The sequence below is a fragment of the Agrilactobacillus composti DSM 18527 = JCM 14202 genome (genome assembly GCF_001436375.1).
In the GTDB taxonomy this organism is placed as follows: domain Bacteria; phylum Bacillota; class Bacilli; order Lactobacillales; family Lactobacillaceae; genus Agrilactobacillus; species Agrilactobacillus composti.
Map to the genome: position 1 here is coordinate 117,485 of NZ_AZGA01000088.1, position 26,351 is coordinate 143,835.

The 26,351-nt window shown below is 42.4% G+C and carries 26 protein-coding genes; 10 read left to right on the forward strand and 16 right to left on the reverse strand.

Translation table 11 applies throughout. The features are described 5' to 3' along the window. Positions 1 to 32: 32 nt before the first annotated feature. The 6 genes from citX to FC83_RS15725 are packed head-to-tail and all read right to left on the reverse strand — an operon-like array spanning position 33 to position 5,393. Positions 33 to 578 (reverse strand): citrate lyase holo-[acyl-carrier protein] synthase, encoded by a 546-nt coding sequence (citX, locus tag FC83_RS15700; RefSeq protein ID WP_052004503.1) that lies wholly within the window; start codon positions 576 to 578, stop codon positions 33 to 35. A gap of 17 nt (positions 579 to 595) precedes the next feature. After that, positions 596 to 2,134 (reverse strand): citrate lyase subunit alpha, encoded by a 1,539-nt coding sequence (citF, locus tag FC83_RS15705; protein WP_035451484.1) that lies wholly within the window; start codon positions 2,132 to 2,134, stop codon positions 596 to 598. Beyond that, positions 2,124 to 3,038 (reverse strand): citrate (pro-3S)-lyase subunit beta, encoded by a 915-nt coding sequence (gene citE, locus FC83_RS15710; protein ID WP_035451486.1) that lies wholly within the window; start codon positions 3,036 to 3,038, stop codon positions 2,124 to 2,126. The genes citF and citE overlap by 11 nt, the downstream gene beginning before the upstream one ends. 1 nt (position 3,039) lies before the next feature. Continuing rightward, positions 3,040 to 3,333 (reverse strand): citrate lyase acyl carrier protein, encoded by a 294-nt coding sequence (gene citD, locus FC83_RS15715; protein ID WP_035451488.1) that lies wholly within the window; start codon positions 3,331 to 3,333, stop codon positions 3,040 to 3,042. Then, a complete protein-coding gene (gene citC, locus FC83_RS15720) occupies positions 3,323 to 4,381 on the reverse strand; it encodes a [citrate (pro-3S)-lyase] ligase (RefSeq protein WP_057002995.1) in 1,059 nt (352 codons plus the stop codon). The genes citD and citC overlap by 11 nt, the downstream gene beginning before the upstream one ends. A 31-nt stretch (positions 4,382 to 4,412) precedes the next feature. Beyond that, positions 4,413 to 5,393 (reverse strand): AEC family transporter, encoded by a 981-nt coding sequence (locus FC83_RS15725; RefSeq protein ID WP_057002996.1) that lies wholly within the window; start codon positions 5,391 to 5,393, stop codon positions 4,413 to 4,415. Positions 5,394 to 5,865: 472 nt separating this feature from the next. Here FC83_RS15725 and FC83_RS15730 point away from each other — a divergent pair, with 472 nt between their 5' ends. After that, positions 5,866 to 6,816: a sugar-binding transcriptional regulator gene (locus FC83_RS15730; protein ID WP_035451490.1), complete on the forward strand. Its 951-nt coding sequence runs from the start codon at positions 5,866 to 5,868 to the stop codon at positions 6,814 to 6,816. Here the strand turns inward: FC83_RS15730 and FC83_RS15735 are convergent. The 7 genes from FC83_RS15735 to FC83_RS15765 all read right to left on the reverse strand — a co-directional run bounded on the left by FC83_RS15735 (position 6,813) and on the right by FC83_RS15765 (position 14,335). Next, a complete protein-coding gene (locus FC83_RS15735) occupies positions 6,813 to 7,598 on the reverse strand; it encodes an alpha/beta fold hydrolase (RefSeq protein ID WP_057002997.1) in 786 nt (261 codons plus the stop codon). The two genes, FC83_RS15730 and FC83_RS15735, sit on opposite strands and share 4 nt — an antisense overlap. A gap of 127 nt (positions 7,599 to 7,725) precedes the next feature. After that, the gene (locus FC83_RS15740; RefSeq protein WP_035451493.1) at positions 7,726 to 8,025 is read right to left on the reverse strand and encodes a DUF2316 family protein; all 300 of its coding nucleotides are present in this window, start codon (positions 8,023 to 8,025) and stop codon (positions 7,726 to 7,728) included. A gap of 13 nt (positions 8,026 to 8,038) precedes the next feature. Further along, positions 8,039 to 8,461: a MarR family winged helix-turn-helix transcriptional regulator gene (locus FC83_RS15745; RefSeq protein WP_035451495.1), complete on the reverse strand. Its 423-nt coding sequence runs from the start codon at positions 8,459 to 8,461 to the stop codon at positions 8,039 to 8,041. 109 nt (positions 8,462 to 8,570) lie between these two features. Beyond that, positions 8,571 to 9,260 (reverse strand): DUF6198 family protein, encoded by a 690-nt coding sequence (locus FC83_RS15750; RefSeq protein ID WP_035451498.1) that lies wholly within the window; start codon positions 9,258 to 9,260, stop codon positions 8,571 to 8,573. Between the two features lie 84 nt (positions 9,261 to 9,344). Beyond that, on the reverse strand, positions 9,345 to 10,481 hold the full coding sequence (locus FC83_RS15755) for an alpha-L-fucosidase (protein ID WP_057002998.1): 1,137 nt from the start codon (positions 10,479 to 10,481) through the stop codon (positions 9,345 to 9,347). An 18-nt stretch (positions 10,482 to 10,499) separates the two neighbouring features. Continuing rightward, positions 10,500 to 11,930: an MFS transporter gene (locus FC83_RS15760; protein ID WP_057002999.1), complete on the reverse strand. Its 1,431-nt coding sequence runs from the start codon at positions 11,928 to 11,930 to the stop codon at positions 10,500 to 10,502. Between the two features lie 20 nt (positions 11,931 to 11,950). After that, positions 11,951 to 14,335 (reverse strand): glycoside hydrolase family 3 C-terminal domain-containing protein, encoded by a 2,385-nt coding sequence (locus FC83_RS15765; RefSeq protein WP_057003000.1) that lies wholly within the window; start codon positions 14,333 to 14,335, stop codon positions 11,951 to 11,953. A 479-nt stretch (positions 14,336 to 14,814) separates the two neighbouring features. Here FC83_RS15765 and FC83_RS15770 point away from each other — a divergent pair, with 479 nt between their 5' ends. Both FC83_RS15770 and FC83_RS15775 read left to right on the forward strand, forming a co-directional pair. Continuing rightward, on the forward strand, positions 14,815 to 16,167 hold the full coding sequence (locus FC83_RS15770; RefSeq protein WP_057003066.1) for an APC family permease: 1,353 nt from the start codon (positions 14,815 to 14,817) through the stop codon (positions 16,165 to 16,167). 391 nt (positions 16,168 to 16,558) lie between these two features. Next, positions 16,559 to 17,887: an MFS transporter gene (locus tag FC83_RS15775; RefSeq protein WP_057003001.1), complete on the forward strand. Its 1,329-nt coding sequence runs from the start codon at positions 16,559 to 16,561 to the stop codon at positions 17,885 to 17,887. A gap of 88 nt (positions 17,888 to 17,975) precedes the next feature. Here the strand turns inward: FC83_RS15775 and FC83_RS15780 are convergent, their stop codons facing one another. Next, positions 17,976 to 18,314, reverse strand: a complete 339-nt coding sequence (locus FC83_RS15780) for a hypothetical protein (protein ID WP_035451504.1) — start codon at positions 18,312 to 18,314, stop codon at positions 17,976 to 17,978. A gap of 189 nt (positions 18,315 to 18,503) precedes the next feature. Between FC83_RS15780 and FC83_RS17285 the strand changes: the two genes are divergently transcribed. From FC83_RS17285 to FC83_RS15790, 3 genes are all read left to right on the forward strand, one after another. Next, complete coding sequence (locus FC83_RS17285) at positions 18,504 to 18,632, forward strand: putative metal homeostasis protein (protein ID WP_161633781.1); 129 nt, start codon at positions 18,504 to 18,506, stop codon at positions 18,630 to 18,632. A gap of 175 nt (positions 18,633 to 18,807) precedes the next feature. Next, positions 18,808 to 19,734, forward strand: coding sequence for a metal ABC transporter solute-binding protein (locus tag FC83_RS15785; RefSeq protein WP_035451506.1), 927 nt, complete (start codon positions 18,808 to 18,810; stop codon positions 19,732 to 19,734). 122 nt (positions 19,735 to 19,856) lie between these two features. Then, positions 19,857 to 20,297 carry a Fur family transcriptional regulator gene (locus FC83_RS15790; protein WP_235184217.1) on the forward strand — a complete coding sequence of 147 codons (441 nt, stop codon included), beginning with the start codon at positions 19,857 to 19,859 and terminating at the stop codon, positions 20,295 to 20,297. A gap of 481 nt (positions 20,298 to 20,778) precedes the next feature. Here the strand turns inward: FC83_RS15790 and rpsN are convergent, their stop codons facing one another. Further along, positions 20,779 to 21,048, reverse strand: a complete 270-nt coding sequence (gene rpsN, locus FC83_RS15795; RefSeq protein WP_057003002.1) for a 30S ribosomal protein S14 — start codon at positions 21,046 to 21,048, stop codon at positions 20,779 to 20,781. Positions 21,049 to 21,451: 403 nt separating this feature from the next. On the opposite strand from rpsN, the gene FC83_RS15800 reads away from it, so the two are divergent. Then, positions 21,452 to 21,952 (forward strand): pyridoxamine 5'-phosphate oxidase family protein, encoded by a 501-nt coding sequence (locus FC83_RS15800; RefSeq protein WP_052004504.1) that lies wholly within the window; start codon positions 21,452 to 21,454, stop codon positions 21,950 to 21,952. A 489-nt stretch (positions 21,953 to 22,441) separates the two neighbouring features. Here FC83_RS15800 and FC83_RS15805 read toward each other — a convergent pair whose 3' ends face one another. After that, positions 22,442 to 23,035 carry a tyrosine-type recombinase/integrase gene (locus FC83_RS15805; RefSeq protein ID WP_236700853.1) on the reverse strand — a complete coding sequence of 198 codons (594 nt, stop codon included), beginning with the start codon at positions 23,033 to 23,035 and terminating at the stop codon, positions 22,442 to 22,444. A 391-nt stretch (positions 23,036 to 23,426) separates the two neighbouring features. Between FC83_RS15805 and FC83_RS15810 the strand changes: the two genes are divergently transcribed. The 3 genes from FC83_RS15810 to FC83_RS15820 all read left to right on the forward strand — a co-directional run bounded on the left by FC83_RS15810 (position 23,427) and on the right by FC83_RS15820 (position 26,303). Continuing rightward, positions 23,427 to 24,425, forward strand: a complete 999-nt coding sequence (locus FC83_RS15810; protein ID WP_035451509.1) for a zinc-dependent alcohol dehydrogenase family protein — start codon at positions 23,427 to 23,429, stop codon at positions 24,423 to 24,425. Between the two features lie 339 nt (positions 24,426 to 24,764). Beyond that, positions 24,765 to 25,634: a GRP family sugar transporter gene (locus FC83_RS15815; protein ID WP_035451511.1), complete on the forward strand. Its 870-nt coding sequence runs from the start codon at positions 24,765 to 24,767 to the stop codon at positions 25,632 to 25,634. Positions 25,635 to 25,652: 18 nt separating this feature from the next. Beyond that, positions 25,653 to 26,303: a hypothetical protein gene (locus FC83_RS15820; RefSeq protein WP_035451512.1), complete on the forward strand. Its 651-nt coding sequence runs from the start codon at positions 25,653 to 25,655 to the stop codon at positions 26,301 to 26,303. Positions 26,304 to 26,351 lie beyond the last annotated feature (48 nt).

Here is a 26,351-nt window from a genome sequence, read left to right on the forward strand (position 1 = left end):
CCGTTGATTCGGACGTTTTTTAGACCCCTGATTTAAGCCGAGGTAGTTTTAAAAAAGTTTGTATACATTTGACTGATCTTAGCCTGGAGCTCAGGTACCGAATGGCGCCTAGAGCGGGCACAATCCTTAGCCGGTCGACCACAGATGAAACAACGCCGGCTAGCAGCCCCCAAGTCACTGCGAGAAATTGCCCGGGTACCAAAGGCGGCACTGAGCACATCAATATCAAACAAGCGGCCTAGGGTGAATTCATCTTCGAAGTTGACCGCCAGCTGTTTAACGGCTAAATAGGGGGTAGTCAATACGAGAAAAGTCTCACAACCAGTGGGTTTATCCCAGGCAATCTTGTCAAGGGGTTGGCTGGTCAACGTTTGGTTGAATTGGGTGAAGCCCACTTGAAACAGTTGTTTTAAAGGGGCATTATTTTTAAGCGGCCCAGGGATATTTAACTTAATGGCCACAACCGTTGCTGTGGGGTATTGCTGCAACAGCTGAGCTTGTAACGCTGCCCGTTGATCCCGATTGTTTAAGACCGCCAAAATATCCTGGGGGACACCCGTTGTAAAAATATCAACCATCTTCATCCCCCCTAAGTTTAGTCTTTGACTTGTTTGATGGCATCGATAATGGTCCCATCACGGTATTCAATCAAGGCCACCGTTTTATCGGTATATTCTATCGGTTGGGCATTGCCAACGATGGCTGCGGCCTTTTGCTGCAATTCTTCAATGGTAAAGACCGGGATACCCGGTACATTTTCAAGGGCGGCAATAAGATCTTGACGTTTTGGATTGATGGCAATACCCACTTCAGTGACTAACACATCGATCGAATCCCCTGGGGTCACCACAGTGGTCACATCGGGCACGACGGTGGCTAAGCGGCCCCGAACTAATGGGGCACTGATAATGGTCATTTTGGCCGTGGCAGCGTCTTGGTGACCGCCAATGGCACCCCGGATCACGCCGTCAGAACCGGACATCACATTGACATTGAATTTGGTATCAATTTCTAAGGCACTTAAAATCACCACATCCAATTGGTCCACCATGGCGCCTTTGTTATAAGGATCAGCATACCAAGAGGCATCGATTTCTTGTTGGTTGGCGTTGGTATGCATGGATTCAGCAGCACCCCTATCAAAGTCTTGCACGTCCATGATTTTACGAACTAACCCTTCTTTGAGTAAGTCAGTAGTTGGCTTGGTGATGCCTCCTAAGGCAAAGGAAGCCTTGATATTGTGATCTAGCATGGCTTGACGTAAATAACGGGTCACAGCTAAGGCCGCACCACCAGAACCAGTTTGAAAAGAGAAGTCTTCTTTGAAATAAGGGGACTTGGTAATGACTTCATTAACAGTTTTGGCAATTTTTAATTCCTTAGGATCAGTGGTAAAGCGGGTTGCCCCGGAACCGATTTTATCAGGATCGCCCACTTGATCCACTTTTACCACATAATCCACTTGGGTCTGTTTAATGGACGCTGGGGTATTGGGGTAAGGGACGATGTTATCCGTCAATAAGACCACTTTATTGGCATATTGGGCATCCATTAAGGCATACCCCAAGGAACCAAAGACCGCATCCCCATTCATCCCGTTGGCATTACCCAGGCGATCGGCATTAGGGACCCCTAAGAAAGCCACATCAATTTTGATAGCCCCTTCTTCAATGGCCCGGGCCCGACCACCGTGGGATCGGAAAATGACCGGATTAGCTAAATGTCCAGCGGAAACAAATTCACCTAATTTTCCCCGCATGCCCGAGCTGGTAATGTTGGTCACGGTACCCGCTTCAATGGCTTCAATGACTAAATCGTTCATGATCCCGGTCAAAGAAGAGGGGGCCAGGGTCAAATTCTTGATACCCTGGTCAATGATCAGGCGCATGACCATGTTGAAGACAAAATCCCCATTTCTGAAATGGTGATGGAATGAAATCGTCATACCATCCTTTACGGTGGCTTGGACAATTTCAGCCAGAGAATCTTTAAGTTTATCACTGCCTGTGGTGGCCACTAACTTCGGCGCAGCTCTTTGAATCGTGGGATGACCGATTTCGGTGGTTTGAAATGGTTTCAAATTTAATTGCGTCATTACATCATCTGGTAATTCGCGGTTGACATTATTTTTCAATGTAGTTGCCCTCCTCATCGAGTAAGTGTGATGCCTTGGCTAAATTCATGACCCGTTGTGCCCGTAAAACAACTGGCCGGTCAACCATTTGACCATTCATGGCAATCACGCCTGAACCTTTAGCTTTAGCGGCAGCAATGGCCGTAATCACATTTTTAGCTGTGGCAATTTCTTTTTGGGTAGGTTCATAGACTTTGTTGACCATTTCAATTTGCCGTGGGTTTACCAAGGATTTACCATCAAAGCCTAATTGATGAATGTGTTCAGTTTCACGATAAAAGCCATCAGGATCGTCCATGTTGGTAAATACCGTATCAAAGGCAGCAATCCCTGCTGCCCGGGCGGCATGCAATACCATGTTCCGGGCAAATTCCAATTCAGCGCCATCTGGATAGCGATGGGTCTTCATGTCAGTGGTGTAATCTTCGGCAGAAAGAGCGATGCCGATCATTCGTTCAGAAGCAGTCGCAATTTCTGGGGCATTTAAAACCCCTTTGGCACTTTCAATGGCTGCCATGAGATGAATGGTACCAACCTCAATGCCAAATTCCTTTTCAGCCGCGATGACGAGGGTTTCTAAGGTCTGGATCATCTCAGCTGATTCAGTTTTGGGTAAGCGAATGACATCAACTTTGGCCTTGACCATGGCTTGGATATCATTTTCGTAAAAAGGGGTATCTAAGCCATTGATCCGCACCACTAATTCAGCGTCACCGTAATCCACGGTGGTCAGTGCCTCATAAATCAAGTCTCGGGCGGCATCTTTTTCAGCTAAGGACACCGCGTCTTCTAAGTCAAACATAATTGAATCTGCCCCGTAAATACCGGCGTCTTTAACCATGGCTGGATTATTACCAGGGACAAACATCATTGTGCGGCGTAAACGTTCCGTATTTTCCACCATCCTATAATACCTCCCATGCTGGTTTATCGGTTGTGCCTAAGGCGCGTTGAGCGGCTGCAATGGTCCGGGCCTTAATGACACAGTCCAATGCACCTTTATCAACGGCTTTGACATTGGCGTTTTCAATCTCAAATTTTTGCAAGACTTCAGTGATGACGGCTGTGATCTGGGTGCCAAATTGTTTCTTAACATCGGAGTCTAAATTAATTTTGATCCCATCGGCGCCTTTACTTAACATGATCTGAATGTCGGAGGATTCCAAAGTACCGGCCAGTGCGGTTTGCTTAATTTCCATCAATATTCATTCCTTTCTGAATGCGTTGTTGCAGTTTTTGCAAATTGCTTTTGATAAACGTAAAAGTAGTCGCGGGCACGCTGGCCTCAATCGTAGCCAACTGCCCAGTACGAATTGCTTGGCGCACCTGAGTGGCCGTGATGACTTGGTTTGTCGACCCCGTCAAACGGGGGATGACCACCACCTGAATTTCTGGGGGCAGTTCTTTTTTTAAAGTTTGGTTGTAAATATCCGTGGTGCGGGATAAGGGTTCACTGCCGAGATAGCGCTTTCTAATATTCAGGGCCGGGGCAATTTGATGTTTGAAAATTCGCGCATCAAGGGTGGTTTGATATTTGATGGCTGCATCAGGTGTAGGTAAGAAATACGCCGGGAAAGTGGCATAACTGACCATGTAATCAGCACCATTAACGACTTGAACATTTTTTAAATCACTTGTGCCTTCTTGAACAAGTTGAAGCCGAGCTGCCGTTGGAAACAAGGACACATCATTATTCACGACGAAGACATAAACCAAATCATTGGCTTTAGCCGCAGTTTCAACCAGGTAGCGGTGGCCCAGGGTAAAGGGATTGGCGTTCATGACAATACTGGCGATTGCTTTTTTGTCTTGATCAGCAATCCTGGGAATGCTTTGGACATAGGTCGAAACATTGGTATCCCCAGTTTCTAGCAAGGCGCCTTCAGTGGTGTGGGCTAATTGATGAAAGCCCACGTGTTGAAAGCTTTGGGCATACTTGAGTTTGGTGAAAACAAAAAGGTGAAAAATGCCTTGCTGGGCCAAGTGATTCATCAATTCGGAAATAATAGTATTGAAATAAGTGCCTTTGGCGCTGTCTTTGTTGCAGACACCGATGTATTTTAAAATGTTGCCAGCAATGGAGCCGGTGGCTACTAACTTGCCAGCCTCATCATAGATACCGATGGTTAGGTCAATAGTGGTTAATTCATTTTCTTGGAAATTATGGATGTCTAAGCTGGTTAGAAATGTTCGCCAATCAGCGAAGGTGTTTTTATCTTGTAAATTGAGTGTTGCCACGGTTGGCATAGTGGATTGATTCCCCCTTCAAATCGCGGTTTTATAAACTTTGCAACACCATAATGACTGGGATAATGACAATAAATAAGACCGATGTCGAGACGACGATATTGGTGGCGAACTTCACATCGCCATGATACGTATTGGCTAAAATTGGTAAGACGGCTAAGGCCGGCGTAGCTGCTTGGATAATCAGGGTTTGTTGAAAAACAGTATTGATGGTAATACCAGTGTGAAAGCCAATGAGGATAATCCCAGCCATGACTAAGGGTGAAATTACAAAACGCCCAATCAAAGTCCAGATAACATTGCCATCAAAGTGCATATTCAAGATCCCAAAAGATCGCAACATGATCCCGATATAAATCAAAGATAAGGGGGTCACCAAACCACCAATATCTGTTAAGGCCATTGTAGCAAAGGTCAGCTTCATTAGGCCAGCCTTTAGCGCTGGTATGTAAACAAAAGGCAAGGCCAATATAAACCCCCAAAGTGGGGCCGGAATTAGATGGCGCCAATCCAATTTTGTTTTAGTCTTGTTTTGGGAACTAAGGGTGGGATCATCACTGGCAATGACCCATATACCAACGGTCCAGATGATGAGGGTATTGACGATATAATAGGTCAACAAGTAAGGCACAGAAACTTCGCCAAACAAGGCGATATTTAGAGGCATGCCGATGAAGACTGTGTTAGCGCCATTGATCGCAGTCATCATCAAGCCCCGCCGACCCCGGGGTACATTGAGGATTTTAATGGCGAGCCAGGCAATGGCGTAGCCCACGACAATCGATAAGAGTGTATAAATCAAGCCTGCGGATAACTTGGCTAAGCTGGCCGGATCGAAGTATTTCATCATGGCCATAAAAATTGACGCTGGTAAAGCAACTTGCATAATCAGTTTAGATAACGACCCGGAAAACTTAACATCAAACCAGCCCAGGGCCTGACCTAAATAGCCCACTGCAATCATAATGACGATGGCCACAACGCTTTGAATAGACGTGAAAAATACACCCATGATAATGGTTCCTCCTAAAAGCTAATAATCCCTAAGCTTCATTTAGGGTTTGCTTATTTTCAAAACGCCTGCAGGGGATGACTTGAATGATGCCTGCCAGGCAAGCATGTTAGGCGTCTTTTCTAAGGATTATAGTCTTTTGGCTTAGGGGGAACAACACCATGATTCACTAAGCGCAAGTTTTGCCTACCGATATTTCTAAAAGACGATGTCTATTCAAGAAGAATCATACACCATTTTTTAAATTATGTAAATTAATTAGGCTAATTTTTTAAAATTAAAAAAGAACACCTAAAAAACATTAAAAATATATGAATATTTTTCAAATTTTAAAAAGTGGCTTGCGCCATGTTGACCCCCAATTTCTGTGCAGCAAATTAGCAGGTACAAAAAAAGCGGGCCGATTTTAAAAGGCACGCTGAATCAGACTAATGCTATAATGAATTTAAAACTATTGAGAGGCGGCGCAATTATGGATAGTATCATTCACCAGGATCAATTGGCGCATATTGCCCATGACTATTACTTATCCAAGCTTTCAATCACTGAGCTGTCTAAAAAATACCAGCTCAGTCGTTATTTGATTACAAAGTCTTTAGATGAAGCGCTGGCTTCGGGGCTGGTGTCCATTCAAATTAATTCACCCATGGCCCGCAACTTCCAATTAGAGACAGCAGTCAAAAAACAATTTGGCATTCCCCACGTAGCGATTATGAAAGATGCTGATAATCCTGGCCAAGATAGCAGCAGTATCATTGAATTTGCAGCGGAGCAAATCCAATTGGTCTTAAGACAAAGCCACATTGTGGGGGTCACTTGGGGCAGCACAGTCTTTGATGTAGTGGATCACTTCCATAATGAATTACGCGATGACTTGACTTTTACCCAATTTCTAGGGGAGAACATGAAGTATAATTCTGCTTCAGGTTCGACCCGCATGGTGGAAAAAGCGGCCGCCAAGTTTGAAGCTAATTATTTAACTATCCCGGCACCCTTATACGTGGTCAATGATGCGATTCGTGAAGGCTTGCCCCAAGAACCAGCCTTAAGGCGCACATTTGCGGCCGCCAATCGGATGGATTTTTTATTTTGCGGCATGGGAACAGTTTCCTCGATTGACTCTATTCCGCAATGGACCCAAGCTAAAAAAGAGATTTTTCCAGGGGTCGATTTCAGTGATATTGCCGGTATTTTGTTTGGGCGGCCCTATGATATTCGCGGCCATTTTTTACTACCGGAGGCCGATAAAACGCTAGGTGTCAGTTTAGACAATATCTTAGCTACCCCAAGAAGGTTAGCAGTTATCAAAAGTAAATTCAAAACGGACGCTGCCTTGGGGGCGTTGCGGGGGCATATGATCACCGATTTAGTGATGAATGAAAGCATCGCCCAACGTATACTAGCTGCTGCGGGCTTCAATTAGGCCACTGTTTTTAAGAAAGTCAGCAACGTTTGGTTGAAGGCTTGTGGCATTTCTGCCATGACAATGTGACCACATTGGGCAATCACTGCAGACTGGCCTTTAGGGGCCATGGCGGCGGTCACTTTGGCGAAGTCGCTATTAAAATAGGGAGAATTCGCCCCGGCCACCACTAACAAGGGAATTCTTAAGGCTTGAATCACATCACGCCAATCTTGAAAAGCATGATCCACTAAGAAGGGATAATTTAAATCCGCATCGTAGGGATGATTTTGGGCCACTGTTTTGACTGTGGCGAATAAATCATCAGCGATGCGTTTTTTAGTGGCTTTACCCATGGGTAATTTTAAATAATCTGGAAAAGTGGACCAGGTTAAATCTTGATAGCCATAGGGCCAGGTGGCATCATTGATCATTTTGGGACTTTGATCCACATCAATGATAGCTTTGAGCTGGCGATCACCAAATAAAGACACATAGGCAAAACAAGTGGCTGCACCCATGGAATTGCCTAGTAAAATCACTTGAGGCAACTGCAGATAAGTGATGAGTTCTTGAATATCCACGGCATGGCGGGATATTCTTAACCCCTTAGCTGTATGTTCAGAGGCACCCTGGTTGCGGGCATCCACATTGATCACCCGATAGCCCGCTGCTAATAGGGTTTTGACTTGGGACTGCCAAATTTGGCGGCTGCCACCGATACCTGTCAAAATAAGAATTGGGGTACCTTCCCCCAGGTCGTCGTAGCTGAGGGTAGTGTCATCTGAAGTTTTGAATTTCAAAATTAAATTGCCTCCAAATTTATTAAGAATGATTTATATTTTAGCGGTTTTACCTGTATTTGTCATGTACGCTTAGTCAAAAGGACCCTAGACCTGGTTTTATAACTGGGTCTGGGGCCCTTTGCTGTTAGGCTAATAGGCCCTTTTTAATGAAACGATTATTTAAAAACCAATACTTAGTTGGACTGCCCACCAAGCGGGAATAGGGCAGGGGTTGTTCACCGGCGGCTTTGATTTTAGTATCCAAGTAGGCTTTTAAGATCCAAGGTTCTTCGATGCGGCGGACATTCAAATTAAGGACGTCTTGGACATGGGCCGGTGTGGTCTGTAAGTCCTGGGCAATTTGTGCAAGGGATAAATTGGCCAATTGATAGTTGGCATTGAGTTCTGCACGGGTCTGCCGACTTTCTTCCGGGGTTAGTGACATAATGGGTTGCTCCTTATGAATCAAATTTTTGTTTAATCTGAGTTAGTTGGGCTAATAAGGCTTGGCGTTGGGTTTTTGAAAACTCACCGGTGGCTAAACTATCTAGGACTTGAAATTGTTGTTTTATTTGGGTGACTAAAGTTTTACCTTGGGCGGTCAATTGTAACTGTTTGTCCCGCTCATTATGTTGACCAAATTGGCGGGTTAATAAGGTTCTTTTTTCTAAGACTTTGATCAAGTTGGCGGCACTGGCGGCACTACGGCCTAGAGCCTTGGCCAAAGCTTGTTGATTGGTGTTTGGGTGCTGGGCAATGAAGTCCAGGGCTTTGGCTTGATCGGGATTTAGATTCAATGTCTTGAGTGTGGCGGTTAACCACTGAGTCTGCTGTTTAGCAATGGTATAAATCAAGGCTGTGATGTTGTTTTCGGTTGTCAAGCAATCACCTCGGGGTCTTATTATAGCATATTTAGTTGCAATTACAACAGTTGTATTTTAAACAATATATTTCAAAAAAAACCTCGCCATTTAGCGAGGTACTGGTTGATTATTGATGTTTTGCGGTCATGAGCTTATCTAAGCCCTGGTGCTTCAAGGTCTTAAAGACGTGTCGATCGGCCCAGCCTACCAAACTGCCTTGGAACAACAAAGAAAAAATGGTCCCGATGTTGATGGCATAAATCCGATGTGAAATGAAAATAGCGATCAAAGACATAGTCACCGGTGGGATAAAGCTTACCCACATGGCGATAGGGGCGTTGCCTTTGAAGAATTTAAAGCGAATGATCTGCATGAAATCATCTAAGGGATGTAACAAGATGTTTACCCGTTGATAAATGGATACTGCCGTGGCGATCATCACGATACCAAATAGGTCTAAAACAATGCGCAGGACCAAGGGCAGGTTATCTAAATGCCACTGATTGAACATCGTAGCGGAATACCCCACTAAAATACTAAAGGGGATCATGAAGACAAGGTTATTGATGGCTCGGCGCCACTGGATGCCCCCTAATAAAATCATGTTGACGATAATTGCGATAAAGCCAATGAGCATTAAGAGTAACTTTAAATCGCCCCCCACTAAATGACTCAAGTTAACCGCTGAGGCCGTCCATAACGCACTCCCTAAGTTGAGACTAACGGTAATACCATTACCCAAGGCATTTAAAGTAATTGAGATGATCAGATAAATGGCACTTTGTGTGCCGGTGAGACGATGTTGCTTGCTTGCCATAATGCACTCCCTATTTTGTCATTCAGTTCACCATACAATATTATGGCCAAAAAGGAAAGTTGAAAAGTCAATTATGACTTATGTTCAGCGCTTTTGGGCCAGTTCTTTTAATATTTGCAGCTGATAGGCGGGAATCGTGCCATTTTGATCGGGTCCAACATTTAGTAGTAAGCGGCCGTTTTGGGGGACGGCTTGAGCGATGATTTGGTGGACTTCAGCGGGGGTAATGTAGTCTTCTGGCCGGCTGAATTGATTATAACCAAAGGATTTGTCCATGCCCCGACAAATTTCAAAATAAGTTTGTTTGTCAGGCCAGTCTTGCAAATTATACTCTAAGGTACGGTAGTCATAGTATTTGGCCTTGGGGATAGTATTTTGTTGATTGCGGCGATGATTGACCACGTTGGCAACGAGGTTAAATAAAGCCCGCATCGGGGGGTGGCGTAAGATATTGGGAAATTGTCCCCAGCGATCATTGACCATGCCATCGGGTACTACCTGGTAATAATAATCAAATAGCGCCGGTAAGCGGGTATCCGCGGGATAACCAATATCGCTCCATAAAATATCGGGGTGATAGCGCTCGATCAGTTCTAACCAGTGGTTGTAACAGTAGTCCATATAGGCTTTGGTGTTATTGTTACCCAGTAGTAAATCGGCGCCATTGCGGATGGGTTTATTGGTGAAGGTCCAATCCAATAAGGAAGAGTAGTACACGCCAAAGCGCAGGCCTGCCTGGCGACATGCTTTAGCCAGTGCGCCTACAAAATCAAAATCTAATTGGTAATCGGCGATGTTGGGATTGGTTTGCTGACTATTAAATAATAAAAACCCGTCGTGGTGTTTGGTGACCAGGACCACATATTTGGCACCGGCTTTGACAAAAGCCTGGGCCCAAGCACTTGGATCCACCTGACGGGCAGATTTTTTAAAGGTTTGCGCAAATTGGCTGTAGGGTTGATTGCCATAATGGTCATGGTGATATTGATAAGCCGCTGTTCCTTTGATTTGAATCGAGTTGGCATACCATTCAGCATAAGGCGTGTGTTCATAGAGGTAACGGATCGATTGGTGTTTCACCAGTTTGCCAAAGTCTTCAGTTGCCACGGGGGCAAAGGCTGGGACACTATATAAACCCCAGTGAATGAAGATGCCAAAGTCGGCTTGTTTAAACCAGGCAGGTGGTTGGTGCCGGTGAATATTGACGTTTGATTCAGACATACAAAAGACCTCCAAGGATTAATAAGACCGCGATAAAGTTTCTTTGGCTTCAGCCAACGTTATTTCATTGGCGTTAAAACGAGCCATGATTTGGACATCGTGGTCATTCAATTTATAAAAGCTATAGGGGATCAAAGCTAGCAAAACACCGATGACGGGGATCAAAGTCGCTGTGAACCAAAGGCCCTGCAACGCTTGGGGTGTTTGGGTGATATGCAGCGCTTTGAGGGCGGCAAAACTGTTGGCTTTAATGGTGATCCAGCCAAACAAACCTAAGATGAATAACCCCAAGGGTTGGGCCAAAGAGGTCAACTTGGCAGCAAATGATTGAAAGGCAAAGGCAACACCCCGGGCATCTACACCAGTTTTGAAGCGGCCGTATTCAACGATATCAGGGGTGAAAGTGAGATTTAAGGTGAACATAAAACCTTGGGGGATGGACCGTAACACCACCAAAGTGACATACAACCACACTTTTTGATAACCGCCAAGCCAAACTGCGAGGCCAAATAGGACAAATAAAACGTTACTCCAATAAAATAGTTTAAATTTATCAATTTTATTTAATATTTTCTGAATTAACAATGAAATAACGACCATGGGCAACGCTGACATGACAAGCATGAAGGTACTGAAAAGGGCACTGCCAAATAAATAATAAGAAACGAATAAATCGATTGCTGCGTTGGTCATGAAAATACCAGAAAGAATATAACCGGAATAATATAGAAATAGATATTTATTGTCTCTAAGATATTTAAACATTCTAGAAACTGTATAACTCTCTTCACTGGATTGAACTTTGATGCGTTCATGGCCCTTCAAAGCAATCGGGAGCATGGCCAAAATGACAAAAATCACCACAATAATTGCTGTGAGGCCAAATGACAAGCCTACCCGCTCGCTCACAAGAAAAGTAGTCAACATCGAGGTGATAAAGGCGCCTGCTAAAGCATAAATTCTAGCAATAGACAAAATACTATTGCGTTCCACTAGATTGGTGGTTAAGGCAGTGGCCAGGTTATAGATTGGGATATCGCTTAGGGTATACGCAGCATCCAAAAGTAAGTACGCAACAATAAACCAAGCTAATTTGGTACCGGTGTTCAAACCGCTGGGGATGAGATAAATGAATAGGGTTGTCAAGGGAATTAACCCCAACGTCATGCGGATCCAAGGCATGCTTTTATTGCCACTTTTGAACTTTACCTTGTCAAAAATAATACCGAAGATGGTATCATTCACGGAATCCCATAGTTTAACGGCTACCATGGCCAGGGCAATCTTGTCCAAGTCGACTCCCACCATCATCATATAAGTGGTTAAAAATCCCCCTAGCATGGTATACGACATGCTTTGACCCAAGAAATAAAACCAATAATTCAGTCGTTCGCCCCGGGTCGTCATAGTTGGCAATGGCGCTTGTGGCTTTGTCACTTTATCTGTCATGAAAATTGGCCTCCAAATCGTTATTTTCCAACCAATGCCCGCCAATAGTTGTGATTGGCCAAAGCGACTAAACGCTTAAGCATGGGTAGACTGAATTGGCCTTGGGTTTGCTGGGATAAGCGGATCAAAGGTGTATCTAAAATAATTTTATCCATAAATTGGGCTTCTGAGCCCTTAGGATCAGCCAGATCTTTAGTTTGGTAATGGCGGATAAGGTTGGTGATTTGGCGTACGGGTAGCGAACCTTTAGATAGTTCTCTGGGGGTATTCATAGCTGTAAAAGCACCGACTGGGGTGGCCAGCATCGGTTTTGCCCGCAAGCCACTGAGTAATTCAAAATCGGTGGCGTTTGGATAACCTACAGGTGTGATATACCACTGGGGTAATGCTTGCGTGCGGACTGAGGTAGCACCATCTAACGTCACAACGGTTTCTAACGGTAAGTTCCGCGAACTGGTCCCTACGTACAAGCGCCGTGAGCCTTTGGGCAGGCGCCATTGCTCTAAGTCAGGATCCCACTGCATGAAGGCTTGGGCTGGCAAGGTGAAGGTGACTGTTTTAGTTTCACCAGGGGCAAGTGGCACTTTTTGAAAGGCTTTCAAGGCCGTCAAAGGCGTCAAAGGTGCTTTGGGGTCGGCGCCCACATAAACTTGGACCACCTCTTGGCCAGCGATTGGGCCTGTGTTGGTCAGGGCCACGCTGAGGGTAAGCTGCTGACCAGGGGCAATGTGGGTCGTGTCACGCTGCAGTTGCGCCAATTTGAAAGTGGTATAGCTTAACCCAAAACCAAAGGGAAAGTTAACAGCCACATTGGCCTTGTCATAATAGCGATAACCCACATAAAGACTTTCTTCATAGGCGACCGAACGGGTATTATGGTCATAGGTTTGCGCAGAAGGGACATCTTTATAAGCAATCGGATAGGTCTCAGCCAATTTACCACTGGGATTGACCTGGCCATTTAAAATACGTGCGCAGGCCTTACCCACATTTTCACCGTTTAAGTAAAGATTTAATAGTCCTTTAGTTTGGTCTAACCAAGGGAGTGTGACTGGTGCGCCAGCCACCAATAAAATGATGAGGTTGGGATTGACCTGGGCTAATTGGTCGACCAGGTCGTTTTGATTTGCGGGCAAGTCTAAACTTGTTCGATCAAAGCCTTCTGATTCCGCCACTTCCGGCAAGCCCAATACTAAAATGACTTTGTCAGCTTCTTGGGCGCTTTGACGGGCCGCCGCTGCTAAAGCGGTGGTTTGCTGGTTATCAAACCGGTAACCGACTTGATAATTGAACTGAATATTTTCTGATTTTAAACCAGCAATAATACTAATGGCCGCCGGTGGATTGATATGTGAAGAACCGGCACCTTGATAGCGGGTATGTTGGGCCATTTCACCCACTACCAATAATTTATCGGTTGGCTGTAGGGGTAAAATATGGGCCGTGTTTTTTAAGAGAACAATGCTATTTTCAGCTATTTTTTGCGCCAGGGTGGCATTTTGGGTAAGTAATACTGAACGATCACCCTCAAATTTGGGTCGTGGTTGTCGGGCTAAAGTAATCACGTGGCGAGCAGCCCGATCCAATGCCTGTGCAGACAACTCACCTGTTTTAAGATCGGCCAGGGCTGCCTGATCAAACATGTGCTGACTGCTTGGCATCTCTAGATCTGTACCGGCATTGATTGCTTTAACTTTGTTATTTAATGCGCCCCAGTCGGTGATAACGGCCCCCTTAAAGCCCCATTGGCGTCGGAGTACTTCTGTTAATAAGTAATAGTTGTCACTGGCATAAGTACCATTGATTTTATTGTAGGCACACATGATACTTTCAGGTTGACTTTGTTCAACTGCGATGCGAAAGGCTTCTAAGTAAAGTTCATGTAAGGCAACCGGGTCAACGAGTGAGTCAGATAATAAGCGGTCATTTTCTTGATTGTTACAAGCAAAATGTTTTAAGCACGCTGCGATACCTTGATCTTGGAGACCATTTATCCAAGACGCCCCTAATTGTCCAGCTAAATAAGGATCTTCTGAAAAATATTCAAAATTACGACCGCAAAGCGGATTGCGTTTGATATTTACCCCAGGGCCCAGGACCATGTCCACTTGGCAGCTTTGAGCTTCTTTGGCGATGCCTTGACCCATTTGATAAAGCAAATCCAGGTCCCATGTGCAAGCTGATGCGCTGGCCGTGGGGAAACTGGTGCTCGGCACGCTTTTATTGAGACCTAAATGATCACCAGCCTGCGCTTGATAGCGCAGGCCATGGGGGCCATCACTCATGCGAAAACTAGGGATGTTGTGTGGGTATAGCGGTTCTGATGACCAAAAATCATGGCCGGAAGTTAGTGTCATTTTTTCTTGTGGTGACAGGTTTCTTAAAGTTGTTTTGATGTCGTTCATCATCATGCCCCCTTATTAGGATTAATTACTATATTTAGTATATGTGTTCTAGGCCTGGCAATCAATTACGGCGTATTCAAAGAAATAATAGTCGGGCTAAAACCAGTTTAGATTACATAACATTTTTATAACGAAGTTGTGTTGGATTGATTAACGCGAAAAAACAGGAAATAAAGTTATAATTAATGCCTTTTTTACAAATGAGGTTGCTTTTCTCATAAAAACGCATTCGTTAAATTATCCAAAACTACAAAAACAAAACACAAAAATGAAAAAAATTCACTCTAAAAAGAGCTACAATACATGTAATTTCGGAAAAATGTGTTATAATTTTTTCAAAATTAGAGAAATCTAATTTATGTAACATCATATGTAAGTATTTTCTCATCTGTTGGGAAAATGGTTGTTGCTGGTAGGATCATTGAATTTGTTTGGGAGTGAATTGCATGGAACAAAGTTCGCAAAGTGCCACTGGTGTCATGAAACATACCACTAAAGTTGCTTTAAAGCGTGATCTTGGTTTATGGTCGGCCTTGGCTTTGGTCATTGGGACTATCATCGGATCCGGAATATTTTTCAAACAAGCTTCTGTATTAGACGCCGCGGGCGGGACGACCATGGCCTTGGGTGCTTGGTTGTTGGGTGGGATCATCACTTTAACTTCAGGATTGTCCATTGCTGAAATCGGCTCACAAATGCCTGAAACTGGTGGGCTCTATCATTACATGGAAAACATGTACAACAAGTTCTGGGGCTTTTTATCTGGCTGGATGCAAATCATCGTTTACGGTCCTTCAATGATCGCTTCGTTGGCCTTATATCTTGGCGTTTTAGTAACAGATTTCTTTGGTATTGGCAATAAGTGGCTAGTTCCCGTTGGCCTAATTGCCATTGCTTTCATCGGTTTGATCAATTTCTTATCTAATCGCTTTGGAGCATCAATTGCCATCATTATTACTTTATGTAAGTTGGTCCCAATTACCATGATCATCGTTTTTGGATTATTCTTCGGTAATGGGAACGCCTTTGGTCAAAGCGTCCAACACATCACCAGCCAAGCCGGCAGTGGCTTTGGCGTTGCTGTATTGGCGACTTTGTTTGCCTATGATGGCTGGGTCCTCGTTGCAAATATGGGTGGGGAAATTAAAAATCCCAAAAAGATGTTACCCAAAGCCATTGGCCTAGGTATTTTATTAGTATCGGTCATCTACTTATTGGTGACTTTTGGCATTTATCGGGTCATGCCCGCTGCTGAAATTCACCGGCTGGGCCAAAATGCCACCCCTGCCTTTGCAAAATTGGCTTTCGGGGGTCTTGGCGGTAAAATTTTAAATATCGGGATCATTATTTCGATTCTAGGCTGTATGAACGGTAAAATCATGACGTTTCCCCGGATCATGTGGAAGATGGCTGATAACAAGGAATTGCCATTTTCTGATAAATTAGCTTATATCAATAAAAAGACGCTATCACCCATTTATGCCATTGTGACGGTGTTAGGCATTGCTATGCTATTAGTGCTCTTCGCCAATCCTGATCGCTTATCTGATTTATGTATCACAACAGTTTATATTTTCTATGTCATGGCATTTGTGGGCTTGTTCAAATTGCGGCGCCGGGAACAAACAACGGCGCAAATTGACAAACAAAGTTTTCGCGTACCGTTTTATCCACTGACGCCAATTATTGCTATCTTAGGTGCCGGTTTTGTCATTTTTAGTGAGGTCATTAATGACCCCATGGGTATCTTGTTCAGTATTATTATCGTCGCTTCTGGGATTCCGATTTATTATTATTTCAAAAAGAAACACGCACAACCCGTGGCCCACTAGGATTATATACGCTTGAAAAATTATTTTATTGAAAAAATTCGAAAAAGTTCTTGCATTTTCAGAAATTCGGTTTATTATTAGAAACATAATAAACGTATTTGATTAAGGTTAACGAAAGATTAGAGGAAGATTATAATGACAAACACCAACGTAAAATTAAATATTTTAATTATCAGCGCCATTATTAAGGATGCGGGCTGATTTATTAGGATGCCCGCATCGAACAATGCGGGCGACGTTGGTAAGTGAAACCAAGGGTCGTCACACGACAGCCCTTGGTTTTTTTCATACCTTTAAGGAGGTGATTCCTAACACACATTCACAGCATGTTTCACATTATTTAATTTGTTGAAGAAAACTTTTAAAAGTTGAAAGGGAAGTGTCATGTAATATGGAAACAACCACAACAGTCAGTAGTACTGAAGCCGAAGCGCAAGCCAGTTCCTTACAGCGTGATTCGGTTAAAACCGTCATCTTTGCCTCAATGATCGGTACCGCCATTGAATTCTTTGATTTTTATGCTTACGGCACCGCTGCCGCCGCATATTTCCCCACCGTATTCTTTCCTCAAGTCACCCCAACCATTGCCACGATCTTAAGTTTGTTAACCTTTGGGGTCGCCTTTGTGGCTCGGCCTTTAGGATCCTTTGTCTTTGGCCATTTCGGTGATCGCATTGGTCGTAAGAAGACACTGGTCGTTTCATTACTATTAATGGGTTGCTCCACAGTCTTAATCGGGGTCTTACCAAGTTATTCGACACTAGGTTTAGCTGCTATTATTTTATTATGTCTTTGTCGCTTCATCCAAGGTATCGGCCTTGGGGGTGAATGGTCTGGTGCTGCGTTAGTCGCCACCGAAAATGCCCCTGCTAACCGTCGGGCTTTATATGGGGCTTTCCCTGAATTAGGGGCACCTTTAGGCTTCTTCTTAAGTAACGGTTTGTTCTTTGGCTTAGAGTCATTTTTGTCAAAATCACAGATGACTAGTTTTGGCTGGCGGATTCCATTTCTGGCTTCTGCAGTCCTCGTGATTGTCGGTTTTTGGGTTCGGGAGAGAATGCAAGAAACACCCTTATTCCGTATGGCTCAAAAGAAACATCAAGTTACTAAGTCACCACTGGCTGTCGTTTTCAAAGAAAGCTGGCGTCAAATTGTTCAAGGTACCTTTATCGTTGCTAGTACATACACATTATTCTATCTATTAACAACCTGGTCTTTGACTTATGCCACTGCTAAATTAGGTTTTACCAACCGCGAGTATTTGTTCTTATTAATGGGTGCAATTATTGTCTTTGCCGCTATGATCCTTGTGGCATCCCAGTTGGCAGATGTTTTAAATCGTCGGGCCGTGTTGATCACTGCGTCTTTGGCCATGGTCGTCTTCGCTTTGTTGATCCCACTGTTCTTAAATGGGCAACGCAACTTTGCCGGTGCCATCGCCTTTCTTGTTATCGGGTTTGTGGTCATGGGCTCAGCCTTTGGCCCAGTCGGGGCAGTATTGCCTGAATTATTCTCAACCAAAGTTCGTTATTCTGGTGCAGGTATTTCTTATAACTTAGCAGCCATCGTCGGGGCCGCTTTTGCACCAACCATCGCCACTTGGTTAGCCGCCCAATGGGGTTTGCGCGCTGTAGGTTTTTACTTAGCCTTGATGGGGATTGCTTGCTTTATCTCTCTAATAACTACTAAAGAAACTAAAAATGTTGATTTTTCAAAATAATTTGTAACATCTGCTTTTAAAAAATCCCCCGTATCACCGTCATCCCTGAATCATTTCAGGAATGTAGTGATATCGGGGGATTTTTTTCTTAAAGAAACAACTCCTGAACTGCTTCAGGCGTTAAATCAGTTGGTATATTTGGATGAGCTACATAAAGCGTGCCTGCTTCATTTTGTCGGATCGGGAAATTAGCTAAAGCAGTCGTGAGTCCATCAAGCACGGTCACCAAAATTTTGATACCCTGGCTGGATTCTTGATACAAGGTGAAACTATCACCTACATGATGCAAATAGGTGTGATCGGCAATAACTTTATCTTCAGGCAGTCTTGCCAAGATACTGAGATTGCCCGTAAAGGCAAAACCATATTTCAATGCTGGGAAATCTATGTTTGTTGCTTTACCCAATTCATCAACTTGTTCTTTCATAAGTGCCTCCGTAATTATAGTAATTTTTACGATTAACATCATACTCCAGTTCCACTTATTCGGCAAATTACTTTTCAACTTTTTTTAAGCGGTTTGACAAGTTAAAAAAATGGTGTTAGATTGGGTTGCGTTGCAAATAGTAGTTTATACTATTTACTCATAAACTAATCAAAAAGGTGGATGTCAATTATGGCAAAACAAGATATTTCCAGTGCCTATCGCCAAATGAAAAGCCCCAGCATTAAGACCCGTAAACATGCGCTGAAGCTCATTAAAGAATACAAACGCAATAAACGTAAAGTGCTCACTGCAAAATAAGAATGTATTTTTACTGGCTGCTTTCCATATGGGAAGTGGCTATTTTTTTATAAAGTAATTTTTACTATTTACAAAATTAACGCAATACGTTATGCTTAATAACGTTCAATTATCCATCGAAACGCCCGATGGATGATTACATATTGTCATTATTTTAGGAAGAGGGATTAACTTCATGATTAAGATTTCAAGAAAGTTCCGAAATATTGCCTTAGTTCTGGGTACCTTGGCCTTAGCCCTGACATTTACCGCATGTGGCAGTAAAACTAGTCAAAGTGCCAGCAGCAATGGGAAAACAACCATTGTGGCCACCACTGACTTTTATGGGGAGGTTGCCAAAGCGGTTGCCGGTAATAAAGCAACGGTCACCTCGATTATTAATAAACCCAATGTGGACCCCCATGATTATGAACCAACGACAAAGGTTGCTAAAGAAGTCACTGGGGCTAATATTATCGTCGCCAACGGCATCGGTTATGATGCTTGGATGAATAAATTAGCCAGCAATGCCAATGATGCCAAGTATATTAAAGTCGGTGAAGACTTAATGAACAAGAAGACTGGCGATAATCCGCATTTATGGTATAACCCAGATACCATGCCTAAATTGGCTAATGAGATTGCCGCCCAATTAGGTAAAAAACAGCCTAAGAATAAAAAGTACTTCACCAACAATGCTGCCAAGTACATAGCATCCCTGCAACCAGTCAATGAAGAAATTAGTCAGTTGAAACAAAAAGCCGCTAAGGTTGCCAATAAAGATGTCTATGTCAGTGAACCAGTCTTTGATTATGCCATTGAAGCCATGGGCTTTAAAGTCGGCAACGAAAGCTTTGAAAAGTCTACTGAAAATTCCACGGACCCCGCGCCAGCTGCTATTAAAGCCATGCAAGCGGGGATCAAGGCCAAAAAGATTGCCTTTTTCGTTTACAATAGTCAAGTGGACAGCAAGACTGTCAATAATTTTGTAAGCTTATCTAAGGCCAATAATATCCCTGTTTTAAAAGTAACTGAAACGTTGCCTGCTGGTAAAAATTACAAAACTTGGATGTTAAGCCAGTACCAAGAATTAAATAAGATATTAGATACTGAAGCTAAATAATTTTTGCCAATTGCTTGAGAAAATTACGCTGCAATCAAGTGGGGGATATGCGGTAAGGATTGGTTTCTGATGTAAAATGGGTTATGATATGCTTAGTTAATCGAACTTCGGAGGTGTTCAATTTGATTTATCCCGAAATTAAACCGGCAATTGAATTAATGCAACAAGCGGATTTGCGGATCACTAAGCAACGGCAAGATTTGTTGCATTATTTGAATCAGTACCAAGACTACTATTTGCCGGTCAAACAAGTTGATAGCTATTTACGCCAGCGTTATGCCAGGATGAGTTATGAAACCGTCTATCGTAATATTGATGAATTGGCCGCATTAGATATCATTGAAAAGCGCATGTTTGAAAGTGGCCTCCACGTGAAATATCAGTGTGACTTTAAGCATACCCAGCATAGTCATTTTATTTGTCAAAACTGTGGGCTCGTCGTTGAACTCAATGAACCCCCAATGACCTTGTTTCAAGGCCAGATTCCTGAATATAAAATCAAATCACAAAAATTAGAAGTTTTTGGTTTATGTCCTGCTTGCCAAGCCAAAGGCATTCAGTAAATAGTGCCGCAAATCCCCATGAAATTGACGTTAAGCCTGTCAATCTTATGGGGATTTTTAATGGCCGGCCAGGTATGTGCGCCATTGGCAATGTCTGCCGTTTGTTCAGACATCTTTTTAGACTTTTCTTCCGGTTTTAGAGAAGGACCATTATTACATAATTACTGGTAATCAACTGGTATTTCAAACCATCAATAAGTTAATATTATAATGATATTATCGAATAATTACAGGTTAAAAATAGCCGTATAATTATTAAACATTGGAGGATACTCAAATCGGTTCCTGATATGATACCTATTATAATATCTGGCTGGCACATTTCTAAAACTTGTGCAGAACTTGCCTAAAAGACAGCATATATCATTAAACGATTTCACATCAATGGATTTTTTCAGCGGGATTACCTGGAACAGAGTATAAAAATAGTGCTGGCTGGCAGTGCAATACTGCTAACGCAACACTAGAAAGTTAATCTCAATTACCAGCTGGCTTTACGCACACCAGGAATTTGGCCAAGATGGGCATATTGGCGAAAATTGATGCGACTCATGCCAAATTGGCGCATATACGCCCGGGGCCGGCCGTCCAGCTGATCCCGATTTTTGAGGCGATTGGGATTGGCATCCCGGGGTAATTGCCGTAATGCATCGTAATCTCCTTTAGCCTTTAGCTCGGCCCGCAGTGGGGCATATTTCACAATTAAGGCTTGTTGCCGTTGAAACTTGGCAATTTTAGATTTTTTAGCCATATAAAGATCTTCCTCCAAATAGTATGTAAGCTGAATCAGCTTGATTAAATAGTAAATATTACTTTTAAATAATAACATAGGTTGTTTTTATTGACAAGTCAATTTTCAAACTTCGGCGCCAAAAAGGGCCATGTGCTGCATTCACATGGCCTTCTAAGAGGAATAAAACAAACATGAAAAATCTAAAGTTAAATTGGTCGTTGGTTGGTAATCAAATAATTCAATTTTTTGGGAGGAATTAATTATTTGATAGTTCTATCATAACGTTGGCCTGTGAAGAAAATATGCCGGAAATGTCAATAAGTCCCGAAGAAAGTATTTCAAAAATCTAATATTATGACCGTTGTATTGTGTACTTGGCTGTTTTATGATAAAACCTATCTAGAAAATTACGAGGTGTCTTATGGAAAAAATGCGGCGTCAAGATCGTCAAGTGCACGATCTCAAAGAAATCAAGGCCACCATTCAGGCTTGTCATGTGGTGCGCCTGGGGCTGTTTGATACAACGTTCCCCTACATAGTGCCGACAAACTTCGGCTGTGAATGGGTAGCGGATCACTTGATTGTCTACATTCATGGGGCAAGGCAGGGGAAGAAAGTCCGTTTGATCGAACATAACCCCCATGTTTGTATGGAGATGGATACCAAGCATCAGCTTTTGCCCCAGGGGACAAAGGCGCCTAAATATTCCTTTGCCTATGCCAGCGTCATCGGTTTTGGCATGGCCAAAATTATCTCAGATCTACCCACCAAAAGACATGCTTTAGGTCTGCTGATGTACCACGAAACTGGCAAGCCCCTGACAGCTTTTGACGCGATTCCGGATCATGTGCTGCAAGGAACTGTGGTCATTCAAATCGATATTTCTGAACTCACTTGTAAAGCCCATGCTGCTAACAGCTAATGCTGAATTAGCATAAATTAAGACATTGAAAAAGCCATGCGCTGCATTCGCATGGCCTCTAAGAGGAAGAAGAAGAAATCTTCAATATAATTGTTGTTGGTATCAAATAATTCAATTTTTGGGAGGAATTAATTATTTGATGGTTCTATCATAACGTGGTCATGTGAAGAAAATATGTCTTAAGTATTTCAAAACTCGCAATAAATTGTAGTTAAATAATGAAGTATCCATTATTGTTCCAAAAAGAAAAGACATGCATTGGGAGGATGCATGTCTTTAGGGAGGAAGAAAAATGAAGAAGTTACTATTAAGTTGTTGGGAGATCGAATAATTATTTTTGGGAGGAAATTAACTATTCGATGTATACATCATAACGAGATTGTGTGAATAATTTGTGCCAGTTTTGTCAAAATCATTGGAAGAATTTTCGATGAATGTATTATGTTAACTTGAAAGTATGAATATTTTATTTGTGTAGTGTTTTTCCGACTATAAACCCAGCTTGAATTTATCCAGCGATTCGTTGATCTCATCGTCAGTGATGCCAATATAGCGTTTAGTAATCTTTTGACTACTATGATTAAAAATCGTCATCAAGGTGGCAATGTCATGGGTTTGTTTGTAATAATGGTAACCGAAAGTCTTACGCATAGTATGAGTGCCGAAATCTGACCGGTTCATTTGTTTGCCCAGTTTTTGCATGATTTGATAAACGCCATTGACTGTTAAATGGTAGTTGCTGAATTTATTGCTTTGAAATAAGTATTCATCATCCCGCATGCCTTGAATGTAGGTATCAATTTCGTCGGCCAAATTGGTTAGATTCAGCGTGCGCTTTTTGCCGGTTTTTTGTTCTGTGATAATCGGGTGCTTTGTTTGGCGAACTTCGCCGACTTTGCGCACCACAATATCGCTGGCCCGTAAACCGGTATTAATGCCAAAAAGAAATAGTAAAACATCCCGAGGACCTTTTTTGTTTTTAGCCAGCAAAAATTTAGCGATCTCAATATCTGCTTGTTTGCGGATTGGCTGAACATTTAAATGTTCGCCCTTATTAAAAGTTCTTTTATCCACCGATTTCAAAATGATACCTCCAACTAATATTTTAAAGTCATTCCCGATTCAAAATTTTGAGTCAGTTGGATAACTAACTGCTCATTTACTTTGAATTGACCAAATAATTCAAATACATGGTTTTCATATATTTTACCATAAGCATGTATTTAAAACTAGTATTTTCCCGAAAGCCTATTAAATAGGCTTTTTAAATACATGCTTTTGGCTAAAAGCATGTATTTAAAATATTCACACATTTTAAGCACCAATTCATACCATAATTCACCAAAGCTAGTTTTTTCTGAAGACAATCGATTTGACATATTTTTCTGAAACCTGTAGGTTATAGACAGTTGCAAAAATTTCAATTTTCAAAATGACCCTTGGTTCCAGAAGAATAGAAAGGAACGATAATTAAATGAAATCCTTAGTTTTAACTGCCAAAGCCCAAATGAAATTAGAAGATACACCTTTGCCTCAGCTCAAAGGCAACGAAGTTCGGGTACAAATGAAATACGCCGGGATCTGCGGGACTGACAAACACCTATTTAATGGTCAACCCGGCTCTGCACAAGCTGTGCCGCCAATTATTCTTGGCCACGAAAACGCCGGTGTCATCACAGAAATCGGTTCGGATGTTCAAAAAGAATTAGCCATAGGTCAACGGGTATCAATTGATCCTAACATCCCATGTGGCTACTGTCGCTATTGTCACGAAGGCCGGACCCAATTATGTGAAAATAATTCGGCCATCGGTGTGACCCGCAATGGTGGCATGGCAGAGTATGTGGATGTGCCCCAGACTAATGTTTATCCAATTCCCGATAATTTAAGCTTGAAGGCCGCAGCCATGGCCGAACCTGTTAGTTGTGTGGTCCATGGTATCCAGGAACTAGCGATTCAATCTAATTATACAGCTTTAGTCATTGGTGATGGCTTCGTGGGACAATTATTCACGGCATATTTAGCTAAGTCCGGTCTTGCTAAAGTGGCTGTTTCCGGACACAATCCCGATAAAGTCGCCTTGTTGCATAGTATTGGGGCCGACGAAGTGTTTGATCCGGCTAAGGATAATCATGATGAAAAGTTTGATATCGTGGTAGAATGTGTCGGCCTAAAAATGACCCAAGAACAAGCCATCAACAGCGCTGTCAAAGGCGGCCAGGTCCTGATGTTTGGCGTGGCAAATCCTGAAGATCAGATTCAAGTCAACTCTTTTGATATCTATGCCAAGGAGCTAACCATCAAGGGTGCTTTTATCAATCCCCATGCCATGGCGCCAGCGTTAACCTTATTAAGCCGTAAATTCATTGATGTTGAACCTTTAATTACCCATGAATTAACCTTAGAACAAGTCCCAGATGTCTTAGCGGGCAACATTGATTATAAAATTACCAAGGCAGTCATTAAGTTATAAATCTCTGCTTTGCTAATACGGCGTATATTGCCAGACAGTCTAAACTAGTTCTCATTCAGTTTAGGCTGTTTTTTGTATACTGCCTCAACCAATTTAAGTTTTAGCAAGGTTAAATCTTGAAAAATTTTTAATTATTGTCTCAATTACTGATACCATGGTGTAAAAAAGCGCTTCAATAAAGAAATTGATATATAAAAGCGTTATCAAAAAAATAATTACGTTTTTCAAGTGTATAATGAACCCTGTGTATCATTATTGAGAATAATTACAAATATAATAATGATCCAGTATCCGATTAACGGATTAATTCAAAACTATTATTTTCGGAAGGTGATTTAATTGGGAATTTTGTTTGCCCTTATAACAGCCGTATGTTGGGGCAGTATTGGTTTAGTAAGTAATAAGATTGGTGGGACCAACCAACACCAAATTTTGGGGGAAAGTTACGGGATTTTAATTTTTGCTCTCTTAATGTTTTTTATCAAACAACCTACTATTGATTTAAAGACTACATTTGTGGGCTTAGCTTCTGGTTTCTTCTATTGCTACGGGCAAAATCAGCAATTCCGTGGTTTTAATGAAGTGGGTGTTTCAGTTGGGTTGCCTTTATCAACCGCGGCACAATTGATCATTACTACGCTAGCTGGCGCCTTTATTTTCCATGAATGGGTCAACGCCCATGATTACACCTTTGGCTTTATCGCCCTGGCTGTTTTAATCATCGGCGCCTATTATACTTCTAAAAAAGAAAAGGGGCCCAGTCAAGAACCCGTCGCTACCAAAAGCCCAGTGGTAGGCTATATTGCCATTCTGTTGTCTGGGGTTGGGATCTCCCTTTATTCCATTACTACCAAGGCCTTTGCTGTAGATGCCTTTGCCATTCTTTTACCCCAAGCCTTCGGTGCTTTGATTGAAGCCTTTGCTGCTTCCAGCTCTTTATCTGGGAAACAAATGCGCAGTCGCTTCACTTATTTCAACGTTATCGTGGGTCTAATGTGGGCCTTAGGTAATTTATTTTACCAACTGGCCATTGCTCAGATCGGGTTAGCTATTAGTTTTGCCTTATCGCAAATGGGTATCATCATTTCAACGCTAGGTGGTATTTTCATACTGCACGAACACAAAACTAAAAAAGAGCTACGTTTTACGATCTTAGGTTGTGTCTTGGTCATTGCCGGTGGTGTGCTCTTAGGTGTCATGAAAGCTTAAGGAAAGGTGGAAAAGTCTATGGATGAACATAAAATTAATTTAGCAACTGCCAGAACATTTTTAAAACATCATCAAGGCGCTAAAATCAGCGTCAATTTAACTTGGCTGATCCTTGGCTTGGCCACAGCTTTTGCCATTGCAGATCAAGTTTTGCTCAATTACAAACATATCCGATTAAATAACACAATTATCTCTAGCATCTTTATTGCCGCAATCGTCATCGTTGTCGCTGTGGCTGCCTATTATTTGATCATAGAAATGAAGGATTTAAAAAATATTTCCGATTTATTTTCCGTGGAAAATGCTAGAAAAAGTATTAAAGCGTCAGATGAAATTCAATCGGTGACCGATGCTGGTAAAAAATATATTGTCCGTTCCAAGGCTTCAACCTTGGCCCTGGACAAAAAGTTCACTGGTATTTCAGTATCAGATGATTACAAACACTCCTATTATGAGCAAGAAATCATCTACTTCGATAAAGCAAAATTTGCCAAGAATTTTGCCGGTAGTCAAATTGACCCAACACATTTCCTAAATGCCTTGCCAGATGATTATTACGCGGCTTTGACGAATGTGGATCAACAAGTAAACACACTGTATCTAACGGAGAAAAATTACTCCGATTTAGTGGCTAGTGGCCGTGATTTTGTCGCCCTACCCAGTGATTGATTTTTAAGTTGTACACAATTCAAAACAGTGCTTAAGCCTTCCAAAAAA

Excerpts from the sequence above, each read along its gene's own strand:
- citX (WP_052004503.1), bottom strand. The coding sequence starts at position 578 with ATGGTTGATATTTTTACAACGGGTGTCCCCCAGGATATTTTGGCGGTC.
- citE (WP_035451486.1), bottom strand. The coding sequence starts at position 3,038 with ATGGTGGAAAATACGGAACGTTTACGCCGCACAATGATGTTTGTCCCT.
- citD (WP_035451488.1), bottom strand. The coding sequence starts at position 3,333 with ATGGAAATTAAGCAAACCGCACTGGCCGGTACTTTGGAATCCTCCGAC.
- citC (WP_057002995.1), bottom strand. The coding sequence starts at position 4,381 with ATGCCAACCGTGGCAACACTCAATTTACAAGATAAAAACACCTTCGCT.
- FC83_RS15725 (WP_057002996.1), bottom strand. The coding sequence starts at position 5,393 with ATGGGTGTATTTTTCACGTCTATTCAAAGCGTTGTGGCCATCGTCATT.
- FC83_RS15730 (WP_035451490.1), top strand. The coding sequence starts at position 5,866 with ATGGATAGTATCATTCACCAGGATCAATTGGCGCATATTGCCCATGAC.
- FC83_RS15740 (WP_035451493.1), bottom strand. The coding sequence starts at position 8,025 with ATGTCACTAACCCCGGAAGAAAGTCGGCAGACCCGTGCAGAACTCAAT.
- FC83_RS15750 (WP_035451498.1), bottom strand. The coding sequence starts at position 9,260 with ATGGCAAGCAAGCAACATCGTCTCACCGGCACACAAAGTGCCATTTAT.
- FC83_RS15755 (WP_057002998.1), bottom strand. The coding sequence starts at position 10,481 with ATGTCTGAATCAAACGTCAATATTCACCGGCACCAACCACCTGCCTGG.
- FC83_RS15760 (WP_057002999.1), bottom strand. The coding sequence starts at position 11,930 with ATGACAGATAAAGTGACAAAGCCACAAGCGCCATTGCCAACTATGACG.
- FC83_RS15765 (WP_057003000.1), bottom strand. The coding sequence starts at position 14,335 with ATGAACGACATCAAAACAACTTTAAGAAACCTGTCACCACAAGAAAAA.
- FC83_RS15770 (WP_057003066.1), top strand. The coding sequence starts at position 14,815 with ATGAAACATACCACTAAAGTTGCTTTAAAGCGTGATCTTGGTTTATGG.
- FC83_RS15775 (WP_057003001.1), top strand. The coding sequence starts at position 16,559 with ATGGAAACAACCACAACAGTCAGTAGTACTGAAGCCGAAGCGCAAGCC.
- FC83_RS15780 (WP_035451504.1), bottom strand. The coding sequence starts at position 18,314 with ATGAAAGAACAAGTTGATGAATTGGGTAAAGCAACAAACATAGATTTC.
- FC83_RS17285 (WP_161633781.1), top strand. The coding sequence starts at position 18,504 with ATGGCAAAACAAGATATTTCCAGTGCCTATCGCCAAATGAAAAGCCCC.
- FC83_RS15785 (WP_035451506.1), top strand. The coding sequence starts at position 18,808 with ATGATTAAGATTTCAAGAAAGTTCCGAAATATTGCCTTAGTTCTGGGT.
- rpsN (WP_057003002.1), bottom strand. The coding sequence starts at position 21,048 with ATGGCTAAAAAATCTAAAATTGCCAAGTTTCAACGGCAACAAGCCTTA.
- FC83_RS15800 (WP_052004504.1), top strand. The coding sequence starts at position 21,452 with ATGGAAAAAATGCGGCGTCAAGATCGTCAAGTGCACGATCTCAAAGAA.
- FC83_RS15810 (WP_035451509.1), top strand. The coding sequence starts at position 23,427 with ATGAAATCCTTAGTTTTAACTGCCAAAGCCCAAATGAAATTAGAAGAT.
- FC83_RS15820 (WP_035451512.1), top strand. The coding sequence starts at position 25,653 with ATGGATGAACATAAAATTAATTTAGCAACTGCCAGAACATTTTTAAAA.